Here is a 20,597-nt window from a genome sequence, read left to right as displayed (position 1 = left end):
CCAAATATAAAAACCACCTTTAAAAATTATTTTTAACCTCCTTAAAGCTCTATGTGCGTATAGCTATCATAGACGGCTATACAGACGAGCCAGCAGGTCTTGGAGTGCCGCCGTATCTAGATATATATGCCAGATATGTAGCAGGCGCGGCTGAACTCGGCGGCGCAGACGAAATACACTATTTTACAATAGACCAGCTGAGAGCCGATTGGATAAACTCGCTTAAGAGACTATCAAGCTATAACATATTGGTCGTAATCGCCGGCGTAACTACACCAGGTAAATACCTCGGCGGAGCCCCTGTAGAGCTGGATGAGATTCTAGACTTAGGTCGTATCGAGGGGCCTATAAAGGTGTTAGGCGGCCCTGTGGCTAAATTTGGCTATGGTATAGTTGGCGGCTCTATAGCAGTGCCCCCCTCTAAATTCCGCAAGTATTACGACATTGTAGTAAGTGGCGACGTCGACTTAGTTATATATAGACTTCTGAAGGAGGGCCTAGGTAAAGTCTCGCCTTCTGAAACACATAGAGACTTCAAACTTGTAGACGAATTCGCATGGCGGGGGGCGAAGATAGTTATTCAACACCCCAACTATGGCCGTAACTTAATAGTGGAACTTGAAACATACCGCTCTTGTCCTAGGTATCTATCTGGCGGCTGTTCATTTTGTACAACAGTAGCATATGGGCCTGTTGTTACGAGGAGTATAGAAGGTATAGTAAGAGAAGTTGAGGCTCTATATAAAGCCGGCGTTGTACATTTTAGACTTGGTAGACAAGCCGACTTCTATACATATATGGCGCGAGATACAGGACGCGAGGAATTTCCACGCCCGAACCCCTCTGCAATTGAGAAGCTCCTAGTTGGTATTAGAAACGCAGCGCCGGACTTAAAGACGCTTCATATAGACAACGTAAACCCCGGCACAGTGGCACGGTGGAAAGCTGAATCCATAGAAATTACAAAGCTATTAGTTAAATACGGCACACCTGGCAATGTCGCTGCTATGGGCATTGAAACAGCTGACCCGAGAGTCGTCAAGATAAACAACCTCAAGGTATATCCAGAAGAGGCATTAGACGCCATAGAAATATTTACAAAATATGGCTCAGAGAGAGGCTATAATGGCATGCCCTATCTTTTAGCTGGCGTAAACTTTGTCGCCGGCCTCCCTGGAGAGACGGCGGAGACCTACCGCCTAAATATCGAATTTTTAAAACAGATTCTTGAAAGGGGGCTGTTAGTAAGAAGGGTTAACATCAGACAAGTGTTGGTGTTTCCAACGTCACGGCTATGGCCAATGGCGAGAAAAGTTATGTATAAACTTAGACAACATAGGAAATATTTCCTCCAGTTTAAGAAGTGGACTAGAGAGGTTTTTGACCGCGAGATGTTGAGACGTATAGTACCAAGAGGGACTATACTGAGGGAGGTATATACTGAGGTTCATTACCATGGGGGCACATACGCTAGACAAATCGGCTCATATCCATTACTTGTCTATATACCGACGCGGCTACAGCTAGGCAGATTTATCAACGTAGTTGTAATAGACCACGGGTCTAGGAGCGTCCTCGCTCTACCATACCCCGTCAGTATAAACACAGCCGAGAAACGAGTACTTAAACATTTGCCAGGACTCAGCAGAGAAAAACTAGATATAGTACTTAAGAAACGACCATTTAAATCTCTCGAAGAAGTCAAAGCCGCTGTGGGAGAAGGCGAGTTTCTTAACTACGTCTCTCTGTAAGTCTATAGATGACGTAGAAAGTGAAGATTATAAACGCCACAACCACAAAGTCAAATAGATTTATGTACACAGCGCCTATCGGTATCTCGGGCGTTCTTAACCCTCTTGTAACTAAGTAAAATAGATATACTGCCACACCTAGTGAAAAGCCGGCATATGCATATATCAGTTTCATGGCTCGAAATACTGTACCTATTTATATAGCTTTAGAGACCCAGTCACTGCGTCTACTAACTCATCAGGAGCCGGCCCTACGCAAATGGCCGTGGGAGTTCCCGGCGGCACCTCCGTCAGTCCAGCGTCTACAACAACTGCTGTCGGTAAATCTAAAGACCCGGCCTTTCTATAAAGCTCATATAAATGTTCCAAATTCTCTGCGGCTAAGACAATTTTCTTCTGGCCCTCGTCTATCCACTGCTCAAGCCATTTACGCCACCTGGCGTTTTCAAGCGCCTTCATTACACACTCAACAGCCGCATGTCCCGCCTGAGCCGCCGCTTTTCCACACGAGATCTTGAGATCTCTCCTTATAACAATAGACATCTTCATAAGCGGCGTATAAAACTAAGATAAAAAACTAAAACTAATGTAATACTTAAAAAACCAATTTAATTTCTCTATATGGGTATAAAATCTCTCCTAGCTGTAATACCCATACTTACAATAGTTGTATATGCACAAGTTGTCTCTGGCGTAAATCCGACGGTGCTTGACACAGATACGCCGGTGTTAGCAAAGGTCGTGGTTTCAGACTTATACTCGTTTGCGTCTCAGTGGGGTGTAAAGCCGGAATTTCAACAATTAAAAGTAGTTGGAAAAGAGACTAAGATAGTCACAATGGCGGTCAACGGGGTTTCTCTACAAGGCAGATTTGGCAATACGGCTACAGAACTATACTATAAAGGCCCTGCCAGATCTCTTAAGGCTGTAATTGAATCTCCATACGTCAAGTTTGTCTATATAAAAGCCCTCCCCGAAGTTCCTCCACGTGAGTTCTTTGCAGAAATTCGCTCGCTGGCTGAAACCGACATGGGTATGCCACAGCCTAACCTCCCAGTCATGAGAGAGATCATAGGGGCTACAAAGGTGGAGCAATTATTTGGCGTCAATGGGACAGGCGTCGTAATTGCTGTTGTAGACACCGGCGTTGACTACGGACATCCAGATCTACAAGACGCCCTCGCTTGGCTTATAAAAACTACCGACGGTAGAGAGATAATTGCGTCTACCATAGCGCTGGTCGGAACTACGCTTCAGTACAAGACGTTGAGAGGCCAGACGGCGGCGCTTCTACTTAGCCAAGTCCAGTCGCTTGAGCCTCTCGTCTTAGACGCAGACGAGTCCCAAGTCGTGTTGCTCATTCCTGTGGCGGCCTCTGGGGGGTATCTCCCCGTGGGCGGCAAGACCTTCTACGTAATCGACGGCGTGTTTGTCCACAACGTAACAGCGAGGTGCAACTACGCGGTGGCGGGGCTGGTCAGCCGTAGCGGCGTCTTTAAATTCGGCATGACCAATCTCTACATCCCATGGTATGGCGGATATGTAAAAGCAGGCATTGTTATGTACGACCCAGACCAGCCGGGCGTATACACAGCCGCACGTGTTGATATAAACGGCAATTGCAACTTTGCAGATGATCCAGAGCTTAGGTACTTCGGAAATAGGCTCATCGTGGACAACCCGACGGCGCCGACGGTTAGCTTGGGCGTTGCAGGAGGCTACTTCTACGACTGGGGCCGGTGGTTCGACTCCTACGCAAAGTTCTACCCAGGCTGGGATTTAGCTGGTAATTACCTCAGCATATTCTACGATTTCCACAGCCACGGCACGGCCTGTAGCTCTGTAGCCGCCGGCAGGGGGAAGGCGGTGTATAACCTCGGCTACCTAGGCCCACAGAGACTGATTGGCATAGCACCGGGCGCCAAGGTGCTAGGGGTGAAAGGCCTGTGGTGGGGCATGGTGGAGGCAGGCATGATGTGGGCAGCCGGCTTTGACGTAAACCAGGCGGGACAGTGGTACTGGACGGGCCAAAAGAGGGCGCACGTAATTAGCAACAGCTGGGGGATCTCTACCTTTATCTATGATTACGCCGCATTTGGCTACGACTTCGAGTCGGCAGTAATTAACGGGCTAGCGGCTCCGAGGTTTTTAGACCGGAACTACCCAGGTATAGTGATTATCCAGGCAGGCGGCAACGGAGGTTACGGCTTTGGCACGATAACTAGCCCAGGCGCCGCCGTTGGCGCAATAACCGTGGGAGCGACGACCAGCGGACACTTCTGGCTCGCCTTAGGCACACCGTTTTATGGCTTTAGATGGGGCGATATCATCAGTTGGTCTCTTAGAGGGCCTACGCCTGCCGGCTATGTGAAGCCCGATGTTGTAAACATTGGAGCTTTCGGAATAGCGGCGTATCCCGTCGGCTGGGGCAAATATTACTATGGCATCGCGGAAGATTGGGATATCTTTGGCGGGACTTCCCAAGCGACGCCGCTTACAGCTGGCGTTGTTGCTCTAGTGTTGAGTTCGGTTATGGACAAAACCGATCCGGCTGTGGTGGATCCGTATTTAGTTAGACAATTTATCACAAGTACGGCAATTGATATTGGGTACACACCGTTTACCGCAGGTCATGGATTTGTAAATGCTACAGCCGCAGTGATTGCCGCTAGAAGCTACTACGGACTGCCGGTCCCCAAGGCGCCTGTAGCTCTGTTCAGGACGGACTCGTCCGTAAATCTCGGCACCTCGTGGGATTTCCAATGGAGAGTCAACATACCGCTTTATTTCGGTTATCTAATGAACAATCTATTACCCACACAATGGGCCACTTACCTACAGACCAGAGTTACGCAACCAACTATCGGCATGACGAGTTTGTATCTAGCAACTATCCCCGGTGGACAAGCCGTGGGCTTTGTCTATGTCACATCGCTCAACTCCACAGTCACTGTATCTACATATGCGGCAACACTTACCCCAATTTATAAGAAGTTGGTTACCTTGACTATTCCTGTAAGAACTGTGGGTGATTACTTTACAATGCAACAACTGGGCTTTGATGAAAATATAATTAGACAGGCAGACCTAGTTGTGTTTAGACTCTCCTACAGCTTCTCAGTTTTTGACCCAGAGTTTAACTACGCCGAAAATGTAAGACCTGTCCTCTGGGCATTTGGCTGGACAGACTTAGATAACAACGGCGCTATTTCCATAAACGAGCTGACTTGGCTCAACTACGGATATCAACGTGGCACAGCCGTGGAGGTGTCAGTTACAAAACCCGGCGTTAGACTTGCGCCAAACCAGAGGCTTGTCATAAGGATTGATATTAGGCCCGTCAGAACGCCATATCCACCATCCGTCCCTGTCACAGTAGAGGTTATAGTCTACAAGAGGACGCCGGCAACCGATGTACAGATAACGCCGGCAACTATCACACTGAGACCGCGCCAGAGCTATATGTTTACAGTACGCGTGGTGGCGCCAGCAACTGCGGCCCCCACAGCATACGAGAGACTGATCGTGTTTAACATAAATGGGACTAGCTATGTGGTGCCGCTGAGCTACATAGTTAGAACAAGCGTACGCATAAATGAGGTCTATACCCTCACTGCTGGGAGGTCGGACAGTTGGTATAACGCCAGCGAGGTCAGAGGCGCAAATGACTGGCGTTGGAGATACGAGTCTGGCGACTGGCGCGTCTACTATATCTCAACGCCGACCTTAGCAAGGGGTCTCTACGTAGACTTCAGCTGGAAATGCGCCAACACCTCCCTGATAGTCTATGCTATAACTGACGGCGGCTTCTTCGCTGGGTACTTCTGGAACCAGGGAATCTCCTTCCATCGCTACCTAGGCTCCGGCAGATTCGTCTGGACTGGGACTAACGGACAGACAAAAATTGTGACTCTACCCTCTGTCTCATTTGCTGTGCCCGTACCAGTGAGCGGTCTTGTATATACGACAATGTCGGCGTCGTATCCAGTGGTCACAAGCAATAGCTTTGCAATATTGGTTAGAACATCGCTTTATGGCGGCTGTGGCACAAGTGAGCAGATAAATGGCGTGGTTAGACCATTCAGAGACCCACGCGATATGCCGGTGTTGTCTACCGTGTCGCCGTATGTAAACTTCATGCTTAGCCCGCCGCCGATTGGATACGACCTCGTGTATAAGACTGCAAATGTGCTAGGAGGCGGATTTGTGGTGCCTATGGTAGCCGTCGGTTCCGATTTAAGTTTCAATATGTACTTTATAAGAACGCCCCTATTTGTCGACTATGTGGCGTTGATGTACTCGCCGAGTTTTGCGACTGTTTATAGGACCAGCGGAAACAACTTTGCAAAATATCCATTCTACGTAGTTGAGGGCGTGTCTGTAATTAGCTAATTTTTTCAATTTCTAGAATTTTTCTCCAAGCTCTAAGCAAGACCGCCCTTGTTTCGTCTCTAGTTATTAGTCTAAGTGCCTTTTCTCTAGCGGCCCACACATAAGCGTCATGTTCTCTAGATAATTTGACTGTTCTTTCGCGGCTTTTAGCTAAGAAATATACGACTTCTCTATATATTGTGTGTCCCCTTTTAGAATACTTGTACCGTATCTCCTCTCTAAATGAGGGGACTAGCTCCACCTTCAGCCCTGTCTCCTCTAATATTTCCCTGAGTGCAGCCGCCTCGTCTGTTTCACGTAGACGAACTATACCATGGGGGAAGTCCCATCCATATCTCCCATGTAGTAACAGATACAATACCTCGCCGTGATCTATGGTATATACCACTGCGCCAGCAGACTTTTCATAAAAGTACACATTTACTAATACTTGAGGTCTTATATATTTTACTTTACTGTATTTTTAGCCCGTGTGGACAGAAGTATTCTATACCTAAGTCTCTATATACGTGCGAAACGGCGCCATACATAACCACTGGCTTGCCCAATTCTTTAGCTTTTCTCGCCAATTGGGCTATATCAATACGATCTAAAACTCCAGGAGCTACAACTACAACTCGCGTCTTTTCTAGCCACTGATATGGATTTGATACATCTACAAAGTCGTAGGGAACAAGTCTACCCTCTTCATCAGCAACTATGCCCTCAGATAGAGAAAATAGAACACTGGCAACTTTTTTGTTAAATCCGACGAGTAATATAGGGCCGCCGTATTTAGTTAGTACATACTCGGCGAGTTTTTTAACACATCTTTCGGCATCTCCAGATTTACAAACTTTTAATGCCTTTATACCCCTCTCCCTCTGCCTAGATAATACATCTATACACACTCTTAACACAGGGTCTCTAGACGCCGTTTCCAAATCATAGACACCTGATCTAACGCCTGCGTTAAGTGGAATATCTGCACATATGTCATCTATGCAACACCTAGCTAATACCTGCCCTTCGCAAACATCTACCCCATCTTGTCTTATTATGGATACACTTAGCCTCACTTTCCTTTTTGGAAATGTAGTTAAAAACCTTGTAGCCTTTAAGTAAGTTAATATAGCCTTAGACTATAGTCGAAATATAATAATATATACCGGCTACCTCTGGATTTCCATGGAAATTTTAAAATACGACCTCGTAATAGTGGGGTCGGGAATTGCCGGCTTGCGTGCTGCTACAGCTGCTGCTTGGACTAGCGGCGGCAAGATCTCCATTGCAATATTGTCAAAGGTACAGGCAATGCGCAGCCATAGCTTATCTGCCGAAGGCGGTATGTCGGCAGTTCTATACCCTGAAAAGACAGGGGACTCTCTTGAATTACATGCCTATGACACAGTTAAGGGTAGCGATTTTCTCGCAGATCAAGACGCTGTACAGATATTAGTAGAATACGCCCCCAGAGAGGTGCGCTATTTGGAGAGAATCGGCGTACCTTGGAGCCGAGAGCCAGATGGGCGAATTTCACAGAGACCTTTTGGTGGGATGTCAATACCGCGTACAACATTTGCCGCCGATAAGACAGGCTTCTTCATTATGTCTACACTCTTTTCGGAAACCAGAAGGTTTGACAATATACATGTATTTCATGAACATTTTGTTACGAAGTTTATAGTTGAAAATGGCGAATTCAAAGGAGTTACTGCCTACGATTTAAAAACCGGCGAATTTAAACTCTTCTATGCCAAAGCCGGTATCATCGCGACAGGCGGTGCGGGCAGGCTATACCGCTTCACCACTACGGCACATTCAACCACTGGGGAAACTCTAGGGTATGCACTAAGAGAGGGCATCGCAATTAAAGACATGGAATTTGTCCAATGGCATCCCACAGCTCTCGTCCCCAGCGGCATACTTGTTAGTGAAGCCGCCAGAGGGGAGGGAGGTTATCTCATTAATAAAGAGGGAGAACGGTTTATGAAAAGATACGCCCCACAAAAGATGGAATTGGCGCCAAGAGATATAGTATCAAGGGCGATACTAACCGAATGTGCAGAGGGGAGGGGCTTCCAACATGAAACAGGTATGTGTTACGTGGGTCTAGATCTTAGACACTTGGGAGAGGAGAAGATAAACAAAAGGATACCATTTATACGCGAACTGGCACATAAGTATGCAGGTATCGATGTATTCTCAGAGCCAATCCCGGTAAGACCTGCAGTACACTACACAATGGGAGGCATACACACAGATACGTGGGGCCGTGTATTGACCGCAGACGGCAAGTGGATTAAGGGCCTTTGGGCCGCTGGCGAGGCGGCAGCCGTAAGTGTTCACGGAGCAAACCGTCTTGGCTCTAATTCACTAAGCGAATGTTCAGTATGGGGGCGGTTGACAGGCGAACAAGCTGCAAAATACGCAATGGAGACCCCGGCTCTTGCATCTCCTAGCGAAAAACTGTTAGATATAGCAAAGAGAGAGGAAAGTAGAATCTTTGACGTGTTACTTCACAAAGAGGTCAACGCGCCTAGTCCTTATGAGGTTAAAAGACAGCTCAATGACATAATGGAAGAACATTTTGGACCATTTAGACATGCATCCTCAATGGCCGAGGGGCTCGCCAAACTTAAAAAACTTAGGGAGTATAGGTCGTTTAGAGTGGTTGATAGCAGTAAAGTCTACAATCAGAATCTAAAAGATGCCTTAGAGGTCGATGGAATGATAGACCTAGCGCTCGTCATAGGAGTGGGCGCATATACAAGAACTGAGTCTAGAGGAGCGCATTATAGACTTGATTACCCGAGGAGAGACGACGTCAATTGGCTAAAACATACAGTAGCTTATCTCTACGGGGGAGAGATCAAGCTCACATATACTCCGGTTACAATAACTAAGTGGAAACCAGAGGAAAGGAAGTATTAATATGAAGTCGGTAGTAATAAAAATAAAAAGATACGACGGTAAAAAGAGTTGGTGGCAGGAGTATAAAGTTGAGGCGCCGTCGGAAAGAGTCTCTGTGCTAGATCTTCTACTTAAAGTCAAAGAAGAACAGGACCCTACACTTGCAGTACGCTATAGTTGTCGCATGGCTATATGTGGCTCATGTGGCATGGTTATAAATGGCGTACCTCGCCTGGCGTGTCAAACATTGCTCTCTGATTTAAAAACGGACGTAATAACAGTAGAGCCCTTGTGGAATCATAAAGTGATAAAAGACCTAGTTGTAGATTTAGAGCCTGATTTTGAAAAAGTTAAGAAGGTAAAACCCTATATAATTCGTGACATAAAAGAAATCTATGAAACAGACAGAGAATTTGGGCAAAAGCCCGAGGAGTTAGACAAATACTACAACTTTGCCTATTGTATTCAATGTGGCTTATGTATGGCCGCTTGCCCTGTTGTTGCCACCCACGAGAGATTTCTCGGGCCTATGGCGCTCAATGCTGCATATAGATGGAGCGCGGATAGCAGAGACCAAGGCTGGAAAGAGCGAGCTAAAATCATCGACGTAGAAGAGGGCGTATGGGGTTGCCACCTGGCTTATACGTGTAGCGCTGTTTGTCCACGTGGTGTCGATCCAGGTTTTTCAATACAATTGCTGAAAGCTGCATTATTAAGACGTGCAAAAAGGCCTTAATATGTTTAGACATATGGCTAAAGAAGGAATTAATAAAAATACTGAAGTTGGTACTATGAGATCTGGCATGGGGTTAGGCGAGTGGTTTAGATATGTAAACTATGAGAGGCTCTTCTTCACAATACAAAGAGTCAGCGGCATATATCTAGTCTTGTATTTATTTGGACGTGTATTTTCAGACGCATTTTTAGGGTGGGAGGTTACGGAGAGTTTTGACGCAACCCCGTTGGGTAAGCTACTCGGCGCTCTCTTTTTTATATTCATCGTATTCCATGGTCTCAACGGCCTTAGAATAGCGTTAGTGGAGTTCGGAGTCATAAAGGGCTGGCCGATTAGAGACCCGATAAAGCCGCTCCCAGCTTTAAGAACGTCAAAACTTCATAAACTATATATAGCCTTTATGATATTAGTGGGCCTAGCCGCTGTGGTATATATGCCATATTTAACATTCTTTGGACAACATTTCTACGTGGGACCATGAGAGAGAGCACCATTAGGTTGGTTTTCCTCCTAGCAGCTCTTTGGGTGTTGGTGGCAATACCGGCGCTTTTCATATCCACGTTGCCGCTAGATGTTATAATGACTACAAACCCCATCACTATATATCCACATGGGTTTGGAAAGCTAAACTACAACCTTAGATATATAGAAGCTACTATAGCTACTGGTTGGGTAATCCACGGCGGACTAGGAGTTAGGAGGATACTTGCTGAGTTTGTAAAAACTAAACGAGGGATGAAAATACTTGACGCATTTACAGTTATCTTAATAGTTGTAGTGTGGATTTCGGCAGTATATGCATTATTTAAATAATCAGTTTTGGTGTCTATCTTCACTTTTCAGCAATACCAGCTAACATCACGTTCTTCTTCAGAGACAGAATTTTATTTTTTAGTCTACTCTAGGTGCTATAACCGCCGTAAAAGTCCCCGTGGTGAATTCATACGTCAACTTAAGTGGTTTATTTGATGAGAGCTCAACCTTAACACGTTTAGACAAACTCTTCATCTTACTGCTGATGTCTTTAAGCGTCTCTACGCTATATTTTGAAGACGCCGAATTTTCCAACGAGATATTGAATATAGACTCACTCTCTTGACTTAACTCAGCCTCAGCAACTTTTCCGCCTTCGCCAATGCCTTTAAATATAACTTTGTCTGGCATCGCCGTTATCTGTATCCAATCAGATACCTCCTCTACCATAGATAATATGTCGTCAAAAACGCCGGAGTCTATCTCAAAAGATGCTTCAAAGGTTAACGCGAGCTCTGGAACTTCTTCTTCAACTACCTGTACTATTGGAAATGAAAAACGTCTTGTTAAGCCGACCTCCTTCCCTCTCTTTGGATATACATATAGGGAGAATCTATTATTCTCTTTATCGACCTCTAGCTCTAGTTTTTCTGTCGCACCTATACGCTTAATGACGTCTTTTATTGTGGTAAAGATGAGGCCTACCCTTGTTTCCTCCTCTATAAAATAATCCTCAAGAGATGCGGCGTGAAATATTAAATCAAATAGCACGGTCTTTGTAGGATCGAGCGCTTTGAGTACAATACCCTCTTGGGAGAAAATTAGGGACGCCTCTGGTAGAGTTTTAATGAGCACCTCAAATGCATAGCGTGGCTCTTTCCCCTTTGGAAATAAAGCCCTAACAACCATATTGTTTTTGCCGCATGAAAATATATAAGTTCATTGGCATAATATTCAAACAAAGATTTTTAATTCCAAAATCTTGTTCTCCTAGAACTGCTTGTTCACAAAACCTAAGGCTTACTTAAGCTACCTTGCTACTTTTATGCAATAGTTGGCTTATTACACCCCATTTCTGGCTCATTACACTGTTGATAGTACTCACCCCCAAAGATGTCGACAAAGACGGCCGTACTCATGTCTTTCTTGTTTTCAATTCTCAGTTGTGCATTTGACCGAACTACCCTGAAAAACGCCGCGTCGCGCCAGAATACTTTGGTTTGGTTTATGAAATACTGCTTAAGTCCGTACTTTGGGAACGTCTCCTCGATAATCTTGTACGCCAACTCCCGCCTGTCGGGAGTAAGCAAGCAGTCAAGCTCCTCTGTCGTGAGCTTGGACCTTCCTGCCCCACGACCTCCTTTAACAGTCTTCTCACATACTTCTCCACCGCTAGGTGCATACGCGTCACGAGGTTTAGGATGTCTGGCCTCTCCTCGACAAGACACCAGGGGATTTCCATCCTCAGCGTTCTGTATGCGTGCATGTGCATATATGTGGCGAGACAGAAATTTCTGTTAGTTATAAGGAGTACAAGAGAGTAAGCCGAAAGTTCCAGCCGCGAGGACGAGCGCGGCCGGCTGCTCGCAACACCGGCGCCGTCGCTAAACTGCCCCAAGCCTTACTCCCACTGGCAATACCCGTTGTACTGTTGATACTAGACGCCGTGAGGAGAGTAAAACAAACCAGTTTTCCCACTAGGAATGAGATACGGAAGGAGTCCGTACTCTCCTAGCTTTTCTTCTCTACACCACATGCGCCTATGAACCAAACGTACAGGATGCTGAAAGTAACGATACCGTGGCGGTTTGTGGAAGAGAGACCCACGTCCTAAACCTTGTGACGAGGATGTACTTGGCCGTAGAGGAGTATGTGAGAAGACTGTTAAAGGAAGTGACGAGACAAGACGAGCCGAAACTCACGACTGAGGAGCTAGACGCTATATTGACTAGAGACTAACGCCGGCGGCGTAAAAGCGCAATGAAGAAACCAGGCGTATTATGTATGTGAGGTAAGAATCTTCTACATTCTGGACATCCCCACCCAGGGGCGCCTATTTCTAATCCTGTATCAACGGGCTCTGCGCCTACTTTCCTTATAACATCCTCATTTTCTATATACGTAAGTGTGCAGGTGGAGTATATGACCGTCGGTGCTATCTTAAGTGCTGTCTTGAGAAACTGGATCTGATATCTAGATAACGTCTTAGCCATCTCTATAGTCACCTTATGATAAATCTTGGGGCGCACCCCTATGTCTGTACAAGGCGGGTCTACTAGAGCCAAATCGGCCGCCAAGCGGGGAAAGTCTCTATCTAAATATCTACTGTCATGTAAAACGACGTCAATTCTATCGGCTAGACCTAGTCTCTTAACCTCTTCTTTTAGCTTCTCTATTTTTGGCCAAGATCTATCTACAGCTATTATACGTAGCCCTATCTGAGCTAAATGTGTAGCCTTTCCGCCTGGCGCAGCGTTGAGATCTACCGCTGTAGAAGCTCTTGCCCTCTTTGCCACATGTCCCACAGCTATTGCCGGAAGACTTTGGCTATACAACAAGCCTTCTTTATACTCAGGTAAGTCCCTTATCTTTGGTGCTTTGTAAAGAGATTTCTCTACCTTTATATACAACCCCCTCCGGGTCTTTAAGATTTCATCACTATCTACAACAGCAGTTCCAAAGGCAACGACTACGCCGTTGTCTGACACTATATTTACTTCGTCGCCTTCCTTGACGTGATCTGTCTTTACGATACCAGGTGCGTAAAGATCCGCACCTAGCATTACGCTTTCTGCAGCTTTTTTATCAACTATGACTTGTTTCCTGGCTGTCGGTATGTCAAAAGGCCCCTCTACAGGAAGCCATAGGGCATCGTCAAAATGTTCGTCCGGGTATGCCTGAACTCCCCTGGAGTTTAATCTCTTCATTAAGTCTCTACGGCTTATCTTTGTAGTATTTACCCTTATATAATATCTAGAGGGGGGCTTTGTGACAGAGTGAAAAAGCGCATCTATTTCGTTATCGGAGAGATATTCGAGAAAGTGTTTATAGAGCCCATAATCTATTTCTATACCGTATAGGTTCATTCATGTAGTATTTTTATGAGAATTTCCTTTGCTCTTTCGGGATCTCTACGAACCAGTTGCCACAGTTCGTCATCGGCTTTTAAAATATATCTATATGTCTTATTTCTCTTTGATTGATGTTCTGTTGATAAAAATTTATATCTTGATAATTTTTGTAGGAATCTTGCTGTCTTTAAAATAGCACTATGGTCGGAGCCTAGTCCCGCCAATTTTGCTAATGACGTTGCTTTTATACTTACTACTTTCCCTCTTGCGTTAATTAGAAGAAGAATTAAAGCTTCGACAAGTCTTTTTTCTAGGATCTCGAATCGCATTGCGATATAGGATTTGCATTATTTAAAAATTTTATCACATTTGTACAGTATATTTACGAAGGCTGTACTTTAAAATACTATAGGCGTATCTTTTCGCCATTTTTATATTACATATTCAACAATTTGCGAAGGTTTTTATATAACGGCTGTGTCGCTACGCCTTTTTCTGTAATGATCCCAGTGATATACTTAGGCGGTGTGACGTCAAATACTGGGTTGTAGACAGGGACTTCTTTTAATGTGACATATACTATGCCTTGGTTAGATCTAGCTGTACGTACCTCATCTGGATCTCTCTCCTCTATCTCGACGTCTTCTACTCTACTTTTTGGATCTATTGTACTTGTCGGCGCTAGTACGTAAAATGGAATTCCAAATTCATGAGCAAGTACGGCCTCATTGAGCGTACCTATTTTGTTGTATACATGGCCGTCTAAAAGTATGCGGTCTGCGCCGACCATGACGATATTCACAAGGCGCTTAAGCATTACAAGACCCACGGCTGTATCAGCTATGAGTTTTGTCGGCACGCCGTTTTGAATAAGCTCATACACCGTAAGTCTGGCGCCTTGTTGCCAAGGCCTAGTCTCTGGCGCAACTACGGATACCTGTTTTCCTAACATCATAGAGACATAGATAGGGGCAGTTGCAGTACCTAAGCCGGTTCCTGTCGCAAGTCCTCCTGCATTGCAAATCGTAAGCACTGTGTCACCATTTTCTAAAAGCTCGGCGCCGTAAAGCCCTATCCTGATTTCGGCATCGAGTTCTTCTTCGAAAATTCTTTTGGCTTCCTCCTCTAGGGCGGATTTAAGCTCGTCTACTGTTGCCGTTGATGTAGCTATTTCTGTTGCTTTGTTATACATACGTTCAAGTGCCCAGAAGAGATTGACAGCTGTGGGTCTGGTTTTAGCTAGTGTCTCCTTTGCTGACGTGAGCGTGTTTAACGCCTCCTCTACTGTCCTGGGCTTTTTCTCAACTAGCGAGAGAACCATCCCAAATGCCGCCGTTATGCCAATGGCAGGTGCACCTCTAACTACCATGTTGCGTATAGCTTCAGCGACATCGGCGACGGTTCTTGCTTCGAAATATCTGGTTTCAAATGGCAGAAATCTCTGGTCTAGTAGTACTAACTTGTCACCTTTCCACTCTATTGGCTTAATCTTTGGTCTAAACTTCCTTTTCAGTTCCTCCACTAGTTTCTCCATAGGCGGAAAACTATAATAGTAAATATCTTTATTATTGCCAACTGAAGTAGACCACCGTAACCGTCACGACAACGTAGAGCGTCACAGACAGAAGCGTTGCAATAAGTTCGCCGTCCATATCTCGACCAACGGCGAGTTTTAAAAGCGAGAGAAAAGCATAACTTGACGTTCAACGTCTCCGATTGTCAAGGTTATGCATTTCTCGTTTTCTGGTCTTCGTTTTGGGAACAATGAACACAAAACGTCTCGGCCGCAACCCTCTACGACGTTAGACAGATGAGAAAGAGACTGAAAGAGTTGGCGCAATGGTATGGACTGTCCTATCTTAAGGAGCATCTTCGAAACTCTTTAGAGCGCCTAGGAGGCCCGGACGGCTGGCGCCCTTCCTAAGGGGTGACCCGCCCTATGTCCATAAGATATCCCTGTCCTCTACCTGATGCCAGGCTATGAGATCTTTGAGCTCTACCAGAGGCTGGAAGAGGACGTGGTGAGGGATTTCGGCGAGGCCATGCCCGAGAGAATGAGCTATATGCTCAAACTTGTCACAAAGGTCGGGATCCCCGTGGACACGGTCGTGATTGACAACACGTGGAGCGACGCCAGGGCCGTGTCTACAATGCCGGGGATGAACGCATTGCTTATAACAACAGCCTTGATGGCGACCAACAACACCAACTCTCACTTGACGAAAGCTAGTACAGGTTGTAAACTCCGGCGAGAGACGACGTCCAAGATTTTTGCAATGATAATTTTAGAGGGGGGAGTAGCCGTAATTAAGCAACTTACAAAGCTTCGGTAGATGCGTTATTAGTCTGACAACTGTAGTCAGTAGTTCGTAATTTCTCGCTTCTCTTGGTATTTTGTTGAATAGGTTATCACAGTTTATTTTCTCACAAAGACACTGGATGTCTGGACAGTTTTTTATCGCCTCTATTTCGTGTCTCTCAAGGGCTGTAGCGGTCGTAACAACTGTGGTTAAGAATCTCGCAAAAGCATTTGTAAATACGGTATATAAATCATCTATTGAGAGAAATACGTAATCGGGTAGAAGGACGACCTCTACGCCCAATTCTTTTGCAAGTTGTCGTGCGTTTTCGTCGGCATATCCTCGCGCTATAATAAGAGGTTTTGCGCCAATTAATTTTGCATTTATATAGGCTTGCCGTATCCCGCTAATATCTACTCTGCCAGCCTTTACCTCTATGGCGTAAGTATTGCCGTTTTCGTCTGTAGCAAGTATGTCGATTTCTCCAACTTCTACTCCATTGCGATATATCTTATAGCGTGTAGTTTTTGGTATAAGGCCTAATGCTGGAAGTAAATCTACAACATAACGCTCAAAACGCGCCCCCATGTTGCCTATGAGTATTGTCTCTTTTTATTCATATGTTACATCGGCTTTACCTCTTTTTATACTCTCATCGGCTTGTTTTAATGCATTTACCAACATTTTGACAAGTTCTGAGTTCCGTAATTTTACTAGCCTAATACGACCTATTCGTCTCTCTTCAACTAATCCATAACTAGCTAAAAGCTTTATGTGGGAGATTAACTGGCTATAATTTGTCTCTAACCGCTTTGCCAGTTCTGTGGCATTTATTTCGCCCATTTCCCAGAGGGCCAGAATTATGCGTATGCGGAGCGGGGAGCCGAGGATCTTCTCTATCATCTAAGTTCCTCGTTTATCATCCGTACGAGAACTGCTTCTAGAGTCTCTAAAGGCTCTGTGCCTATGGATATCAACGTAGTACGCCCGCGCACCCCCTCGCCTTTTTTGTTCTGTCTCGTCTCAATTATTCCCTTTTCTTTTAAATCCCCAAGGTATGTCCATAGTTGGCTATGTACTCTAGGTCTTTCTCTATATTCTTCACATATCATTTTATAAACTTCTTCTGCTTCTCCGAAAGTTACATATGGGGCGCGTGTTGACTTAAGCGTTCTAACAATAGCTAGTAGGAAAATTTTCTCGTGGAGCGGCAGCCCTTGTAAAACTTCTTCTGAAACGCCAAATAATACCTCTTTAGACGACTTTCTCACATCTTCTGGCATTATCTGTCTTCTGCCGCTTTGCTGAGCAATATGTGCAGCACGGTAAAGTATATCGATTGCCAACCTCGCATCTCCTCTGCTAGTATCTAGGTGGCTTTGGGCACCAGTTATATCGGCTATCATCTGAATTATCTCCTCGCTGTAGGACCCCTTGGCAAGTCCTAATTGTGCCCTCTCGTATAAAATATCAAAGATTTGGTCTTTAGTATATGGTGTAAAACGTATGATAGATTTGCCCATGATTCCTCGGGTAGACGGGTCTAGGCTGTTGAGTATAGTGTCGCTATGGCCTACAACGGCTAGGGCAATTCTAAATGCGCCTAGTTTATCAGTCTCTTGTCCAAGCCTTATGAATGTAGATAGTATATCTGGTGTAAAATTAAAGGCGTCGTCTAAGACCAACAGAAGATATAAATCTCTTTCACGTAGGTGTTCTATTAAAAGTGCTAAAAATTCGTCACGGCTTAGCCCACGTCTTGGAAATGGGATGTTGAGCGATTTAGCAATTTCGCCTATTATAGTTGTAAAATTTCGATATAGAAATCCATTTATGTATACAAAACGTGCTACCGCCTCGTTTTGCCGCAACTCCCATAATTTACGTATCGTTACAGTTTTTCCTGTGCCAGGCCTGCCCAAGAGAGTTACTCTGGGATAGTAGTTGCCGGGGTTTCTGAGCCAGTTGCTAAGCATTTCATCTAGCTGTTGAAGTTGTTGTTCTCTATGTGGAAGTTTGGGAGGTACGTAGCTTGGCGAGAACACAGTCTCATTAATGATAATACCCATGTTGATATAAACGGGGCTTATTTAAATACTTTCAGACTACATATGACTCAATATAGAGGAGCATACTAAAAGTTTTTGTTAACACCGTCTCTCAGGCTTTTTAAATAAGGCTGTGATACGTCTCCACTATATTCTACTTTTTTAATTAGTGATCTGAAATATTTCATATTTATACAATAGTCTAGATATTCTACATGTGTATAAATATATACTCTACCTACGGTAACTACTTTACATACTACCTCCTGATCATAGTAATATAAACAATCGCATAGATCTCTCGCAACTATAGCTTCTTTTTTAGGTACGGTATGTATAATAACAGCTTTACGCATCTCAAGACTTTTTAAAGTAGCAAATTCTTTATGTCTAGCGCATTTATCCCCAACGCCTTACTTAATCTATCTATTATGCTATGGTCTTTTTTTGCTATGGCCGAAAGAACATATATGAGTTCTGACTTGACGAAAGACTTAGAGACGTGTAAATTTTGTGCAAGATACTCTACTAAAGCTTCTCGTCGTCTTCTTGCCTCCTTAGATTTAGCAAGTAGTAAAAGTCTTTGTGGGAACCCATACTTAATAAATGGCGGTAGTCTTGGCTTATTTTTTACTTGAGATATGCCGCCTAGAGAGAGCTCCAAAGCGTATGGCAGAAGCTCCCATTCTTGTGTTTTTTTAATCCTTCCGAGAAACATGTCGGCTTTACTAAGCCTGTCGTATGCAATAGCCATAAGTTCGAGGTCTTTATATACTGTTGGTATTGTCTCAAGGGCCCACAAGAAATACTGTTCCCAATCAAAAGAGGGGTTAAAGGAGATTGCGCGTGCTTCATCGAACCATCTCGCTCTATATACCCTATCGAGAATTTCAAACATCGACAGCTGCGGGTTTCGCTCGCCAACCCGTTTTATATCGTCTACCGTAAGTATCTTTTTCCCACTTGATAAATACATCTGTAGGTCGTTTATTGCAGCTCTTAAATCGCCGAGGGAAGATTTAGCTATGCTCCTCAAGGCCTCTTCTTCACATTTAGCCCCCTCGTTGGCACATATTCTCCTAAGTACTTCTACTACATCATCCTCCGAAAGCCGTTTTAAATTTATAACCAATGCTATATCTCTCAGAGGTCTAAATTTGGGATCATAAGGATTATTTGCAGTCATTATCACGGGCACTTTTGCGATCTCTATGATTTCGACTATCGTCTCAAGTCCGCCTAGATCCTCTTTTACATGGAGCCCATCTACTTCGTCAAAGAGAACTAGTTTGCCTTCATAGCCAAAGAGAGAGGCCTCTCTTAACCCCCTCCCCACCACCTGTTTAATTCTTTCGCCAGTTCTTACGTCGCTGGCATTAAGCTCTATAAGTTCGTACTTAATTTCTCTAGCTAACGCGTGGACAATGGTCGTCTTTCCAATGCCAGGGGGGCCAGCGAGTAGAACCGCTTTGGCCTCAACAATTTCTTTATCTTTCTTCTTAGCCCACCGTGTGCAGAATTCTCTAGGGGCTTTGAATTTAGCACATATCCAGGAGGCTAGCGTATATTTTGCCTCCTCTTGGTTTACAATTTCCTCAAACGTCTTCGGTCGGTATTTTTCAACCCAAGGAATTGCCATTACCTCTTTTTAGGCGGGAGGCTTGCGGCCCTTATTTTTTTACCTATAGAGCCAAGCTTGGCGAGGAAATATGATAATTGGATTTCCTCGTCGGCGCCTTGTGTTAATCTATAGTCAACATCGGCTAAAAGCTCTGCTACCTCTGCCTTTGTTTCATCGTCTAGAGACATACGGATAAGCTCTCTCTGAAACGCTCTAATGAAATCTACACCAGCTACGCCCTTGACGTACATAAGCTCTCTCATCTTTTCACGTGCCTTTAAATAATCGCCGCTAAGCGCTAAATTAAAGAGTTCCACTATATCGGTAGGTCTGATGGCGGCAGCTGCAGCGGCAACCACATTTCTATCAACTATCTTATTTGTTGCTGCAGCTACTTGTAATATGTTTATAGCTTTGCGCATATCTCCCTCAGAAAGCTCATATATCAAATCTATGGCATCTTCTTTAACTTCTACGCCCTCGCTCTTGGCGATATACTTAAGTCTCTCTGCCATTAAATGTCGCGGCATTGGAGAAAATCTAAATACTGCACATCTTGAAATTATGGGGTCTATGATACGTGAGACGTAGTTTGCCAGTAGTATGAATCTTGTGTTTTGTGCGTATATTTCCATTATTCTTCTTAGTGCTTGTTGTGCGTCGCTTGTCATGTTGTCTGCTTCGTCTAGTATGACTAGTTTGAAGGGGGCTTTGCCTACTGGGGCTGTGCGGGCGAATTCCTTTACTCTCTCCCGGATTACGTTTATACCTCTCTCATCTGAGGCGTTGAGCTCTAGCGTATTCTCACGCCAATACTCGCCGTAGAGCTCTCTCGCCAAGACAAGAGCCATGGTAGTCTTCCCAGTGCCAGGAGGGCCGTAGAAGAGGAGATGCGGCATATTACCACTCTTCACAAACTCCCTAAGCCGGCTCTTAACCTCCTCCAAATCAACCACCTCATCAAACGAACGAGGACGATACTTCTCAAACCAAAACAACTCGGCCATGGTCTTATGTATATAGTGGTTAAAAA

21 protein-coding genes and 2 pseudogenes are annotated in these 20,597 nt (G+C 44.8%); 8 read left to right on the top strand and 15 right to left on the bottom strand.

Annotated elements, in window-relative coordinates; genetic code table 11:
• The first annotated feature begins 53 nt into the window (after nucleotides 1–53).
• Nucleotides 54–1,751: a radical SAM protein gene (locus PISL_RS03495; RefSeq protein WP_011762431.1), complete on the top strand. Its 1,698-nt coding sequence runs from the start codon at nucleotides 54–56 to the stop codon at nucleotides 1,749–1,751.
• Here the strand turns inward: PISL_RS03495 and PISL_RS03490 are convergent.
• Together PISL_RS03490 and pth2 are read right to left on the bottom strand one after the other, a co-directional pair.
• Complete coding sequence (locus PISL_RS03490) at nucleotides 1,732–1,926, bottom strand: hypothetical protein (protein ID WP_011762430.1); 195 nt, start codon at nucleotides 1,924–1,926, stop codon at nucleotides 1,732–1,734. The two genes, PISL_RS03495 and PISL_RS03490, sit on opposite strands and share 20 nt — an antisense overlap.
• Nucleotides 1,927–1,943: 17 nt before the next feature.
• Entirely contained in the window at nucleotides 1,944–2,300 is a 357-nt protein-coding gene (gene pth2 / locus PISL_RS03485) for a peptidyl-tRNA hydrolase Pth2 (protein WP_011762429.1), read from the bottom strand.
• A gap of 72 nt (nucleotides 2,301–2,372) precedes the next feature.
• On the opposite strand from pth2, the gene PISL_RS03480 reads away from it, so the two are divergent.
• A complete protein-coding gene (locus PISL_RS03480) occupies nucleotides 2,373–6,143 on the top strand; it encodes a S8 family serine peptidase (RefSeq protein WP_011762428.1) in 3,771 nt (1,256 codons plus the stop codon).
• Here the strand turns inward: PISL_RS03480 and PISL_RS03475 are convergent.
• Together PISL_RS03475 and PISL_RS03470 are read right to left on the bottom strand one after the other, a co-directional pair.
• On the bottom strand, nucleotides 6,136–6,561 hold the full coding sequence (locus tag PISL_RS03475; RefSeq protein WP_011762427.1) for a bis(5'-nucleosyl)-tetraphosphatase: 426 nt from the start codon (nucleotides 6,559–6,561) through the stop codon (nucleotides 6,136–6,138). The genes PISL_RS03480 and PISL_RS03475 overlap by 8 nt on opposite strands.
• A 34-nt stretch (nucleotides 6,562–6,595) precedes the next feature.
• Nucleotides 6,596–7,201: a hypothetical protein gene (locus tag PISL_RS03470; protein ID WP_011762426.1), complete on the bottom strand. Its 606-nt coding sequence runs from the start codon at nucleotides 7,199–7,201 to the stop codon at nucleotides 6,596–6,598.
• A gap of 109 nt (nucleotides 7,202–7,310) precedes the next feature.
• On the opposite strand from PISL_RS03470, the gene PISL_RS03465 reads away from it, so the two are divergent.
• The 4 genes from PISL_RS03465 to PISL_RS03450 are packed head-to-tail and all read left to right on the top strand — an operon-like array spanning nucleotide 7,311 to nucleotide 10,584.
• Entirely contained in the window at nucleotides 7,311–9,056 is a 1,746-nt protein-coding gene (locus tag PISL_RS03465; protein ID WP_011762425.1) for a succinate dehydrogenase/fumarate reductase flavoprotein subunit, read from the top strand.
• Nucleotide 9,057: 1 nt separating this feature from the next.
• On the top strand, nucleotides 9,058–9,771 hold the full coding sequence (locus tag PISL_RS03460) for a succinate dehydrogenase iron-sulfur subunit (protein ID WP_011762424.1): 714 nt from the start codon (nucleotides 9,058–9,060) through the stop codon (nucleotides 9,769–9,771).
• A 13-nt stretch (nucleotides 9,772–9,784) separates the two neighbouring features.
• Nucleotides 9,785–10,252 (top strand): succinate dehydrogenase/fumarate reductase transmembrane subunit, encoded by a 468-nt coding sequence (locus PISL_RS03455; protein WP_245218460.1) that lies wholly within the window; start codon nucleotides 9,785–9,787, stop codon nucleotides 10,250–10,252.
• Nucleotides 10,249–10,584: a hypothetical protein gene (locus tag PISL_RS03450; protein ID WP_011762422.1), complete on the top strand. Its 336-nt coding sequence runs from the start codon at nucleotides 10,249–10,251 to the stop codon at nucleotides 10,582–10,584. The genes PISL_RS03455 and PISL_RS03450 overlap by 4 nt, the downstream gene beginning before the upstream one ends.
• 78 nt (nucleotides 10,585–10,662) lie before the next feature.
• Here the strand turns inward: PISL_RS03450 and PISL_RS03445 are convergent, their stop codons facing one another.
• Nucleotides 10,663–11,433 (bottom strand): DNA polymerase sliding clamp, encoded by a 771-nt coding sequence (locus tag PISL_RS03445; RefSeq protein WP_011762421.1) that lies wholly within the window; start codon nucleotides 11,431–11,433, stop codon nucleotides 10,663–10,665.
• Between the two features lie 194 nt (nucleotides 11,434–11,627).
• Nucleotides 11,628–12,010, bottom strand: a pseudogene (locus tag PISL_RS03440) (zinc ribbon domain-containing protein); the annotation flags it as partial.
• A gap of 276 nt (nucleotides 12,011–12,286) precedes the next feature.
• Here PISL_RS03440 and PISL_RS10630 point away from each other — a divergent pair.
• Nucleotides 12,287–12,480: pseudogene (locus PISL_RS10630) on the top strand (zinc ribbon domain-containing protein); the annotation flags it as partial.
• Here the strand turns inward: PISL_RS10630 and PISL_RS03435 are convergent.
• The 3 genes from PISL_RS03435 to PISL_RS03425 form a co-directional block, all read right to left on the bottom strand.
• Complete coding sequence (locus tag PISL_RS03435) at nucleotides 12,480–13,610, bottom strand: RsmB/NOP family class I SAM-dependent RNA methyltransferase (protein ID WP_011762419.1); 1,131 nt, start codon at nucleotides 13,608–13,610, stop codon at nucleotides 12,480–12,482. The pseudogene PISL_RS10630 and the gene PISL_RS03435 overlap by 1 nt on opposite strands.
• On the bottom strand, nucleotides 13,607–13,924 hold the full coding sequence (locus PISL_RS03430) for a hypothetical protein (RefSeq protein ID WP_011762418.1): 318 nt from the start codon (nucleotides 13,922–13,924) through the stop codon (nucleotides 13,607–13,609). Before PISL_RS03430 ends, PISL_RS03435 begins: the two co-directional genes overlap by 4 nt.
• A gap of 107 nt (nucleotides 13,925–14,031) precedes the next feature.
• Complete coding sequence (locus PISL_RS03425; protein WP_011762417.1) at nucleotides 14,032–15,129, bottom strand: S-methyl-5-thioribose-1-phosphate isomerase; 1,098 nt, start codon at nucleotides 15,127–15,129, stop codon at nucleotides 14,032–14,034.
• A 436-nt stretch (nucleotides 15,130–15,565) separates the two neighbouring features.
• Between PISL_RS03425 and PISL_RS11160 the strand changes: the two genes are divergently transcribed.
• Entirely contained in the window at nucleotides 15,566–15,928 is a 363-nt protein-coding gene (locus tag PISL_RS11160; protein ID WP_011762416.1) for a hypothetical protein, read from the top strand.
• On the opposite strand, the gene PISL_RS03415 is transcribed toward PISL_RS11160, so the two are convergent.
• The 6 genes from PISL_RS03415 to PISL_RS03390 form a co-directional block, all read right to left on the bottom strand.
• Nucleotides 15,881–16,483, bottom strand: a complete 603-nt coding sequence (locus PISL_RS03415) for a restriction endonuclease (RefSeq protein WP_011762415.1) — start codon at nucleotides 16,481–16,483, stop codon at nucleotides 15,881–15,883. The two genes, PISL_RS11160 and PISL_RS03415, sit on opposite strands and share 48 nt — an antisense overlap.
• A gap of 24 nt (nucleotides 16,484–16,507) precedes the next feature.
• A complete protein-coding gene (locus PISL_RS03410; RefSeq protein WP_011762414.1) occupies nucleotides 16,508–16,798 on the bottom strand; it encodes an ArsR/SmtB family transcription factor in 291 nt (96 codons plus the stop codon).
• Nucleotides 16,795–17,964 carry an ORC1-type DNA replication protein gene (locus tag PISL_RS03405; RefSeq protein WP_011762413.1) on the bottom strand — a complete coding sequence of 390 codons (1,170 nt, stop codon included), beginning with the start codon at nucleotides 17,962–17,964 and terminating at the stop codon, nucleotides 16,795–16,797. Before PISL_RS03405 ends, PISL_RS03410 begins: the two co-directional genes overlap by 4 nt.
• 65 nt (nucleotides 17,965–18,029) lie before the next feature.
• On the bottom strand, nucleotides 18,030–18,299 hold the full coding sequence (locus PISL_RS11655) for a DUF3195 domain-containing protein (RefSeq protein ID WP_011762412.1): 270 nt from the start codon (nucleotides 18,297–18,299) through the stop codon (nucleotides 18,030–18,032).
• Nucleotides 18,300–18,310: 11 nt separating this feature from the next.
• On the bottom strand, nucleotides 18,311–19,582 hold the full coding sequence (locus tag PISL_RS03395; RefSeq protein WP_011762411.1) for a replication factor C large subunit: 1,272 nt from the start codon (nucleotides 19,580–19,582) through the stop codon (nucleotides 18,311–18,313).
• Nucleotides 19,582–20,571, bottom strand: coding sequence for a replication factor C small subunit (locus PISL_RS03390; protein ID WP_011762410.1), 990 nt, complete (start codon nucleotides 20,569–20,571; stop codon nucleotides 19,582–19,584). Before PISL_RS03390 ends, PISL_RS03395 begins: the two co-directional genes overlap by 1 nt.
• Nucleotides 20,572–20,597 lie beyond the last annotated feature (26 nt).

Origin of the sequence: Pyrobaculum islandicum DSM 4184 (assembly GCF_000015205.1) — an archaeon.
Taxonomy (GTDB): Archaea; Thermoproteota; Thermoprotei; order Thermoproteales; family Thermoproteaceae; genus Pyrobaculum; species Pyrobaculum islandicum.
The sequence above is the reverse complement of the archived record's forward strand: the minus strand, read 5'-3'. Positions and strand labels throughout refer to the sequence as shown.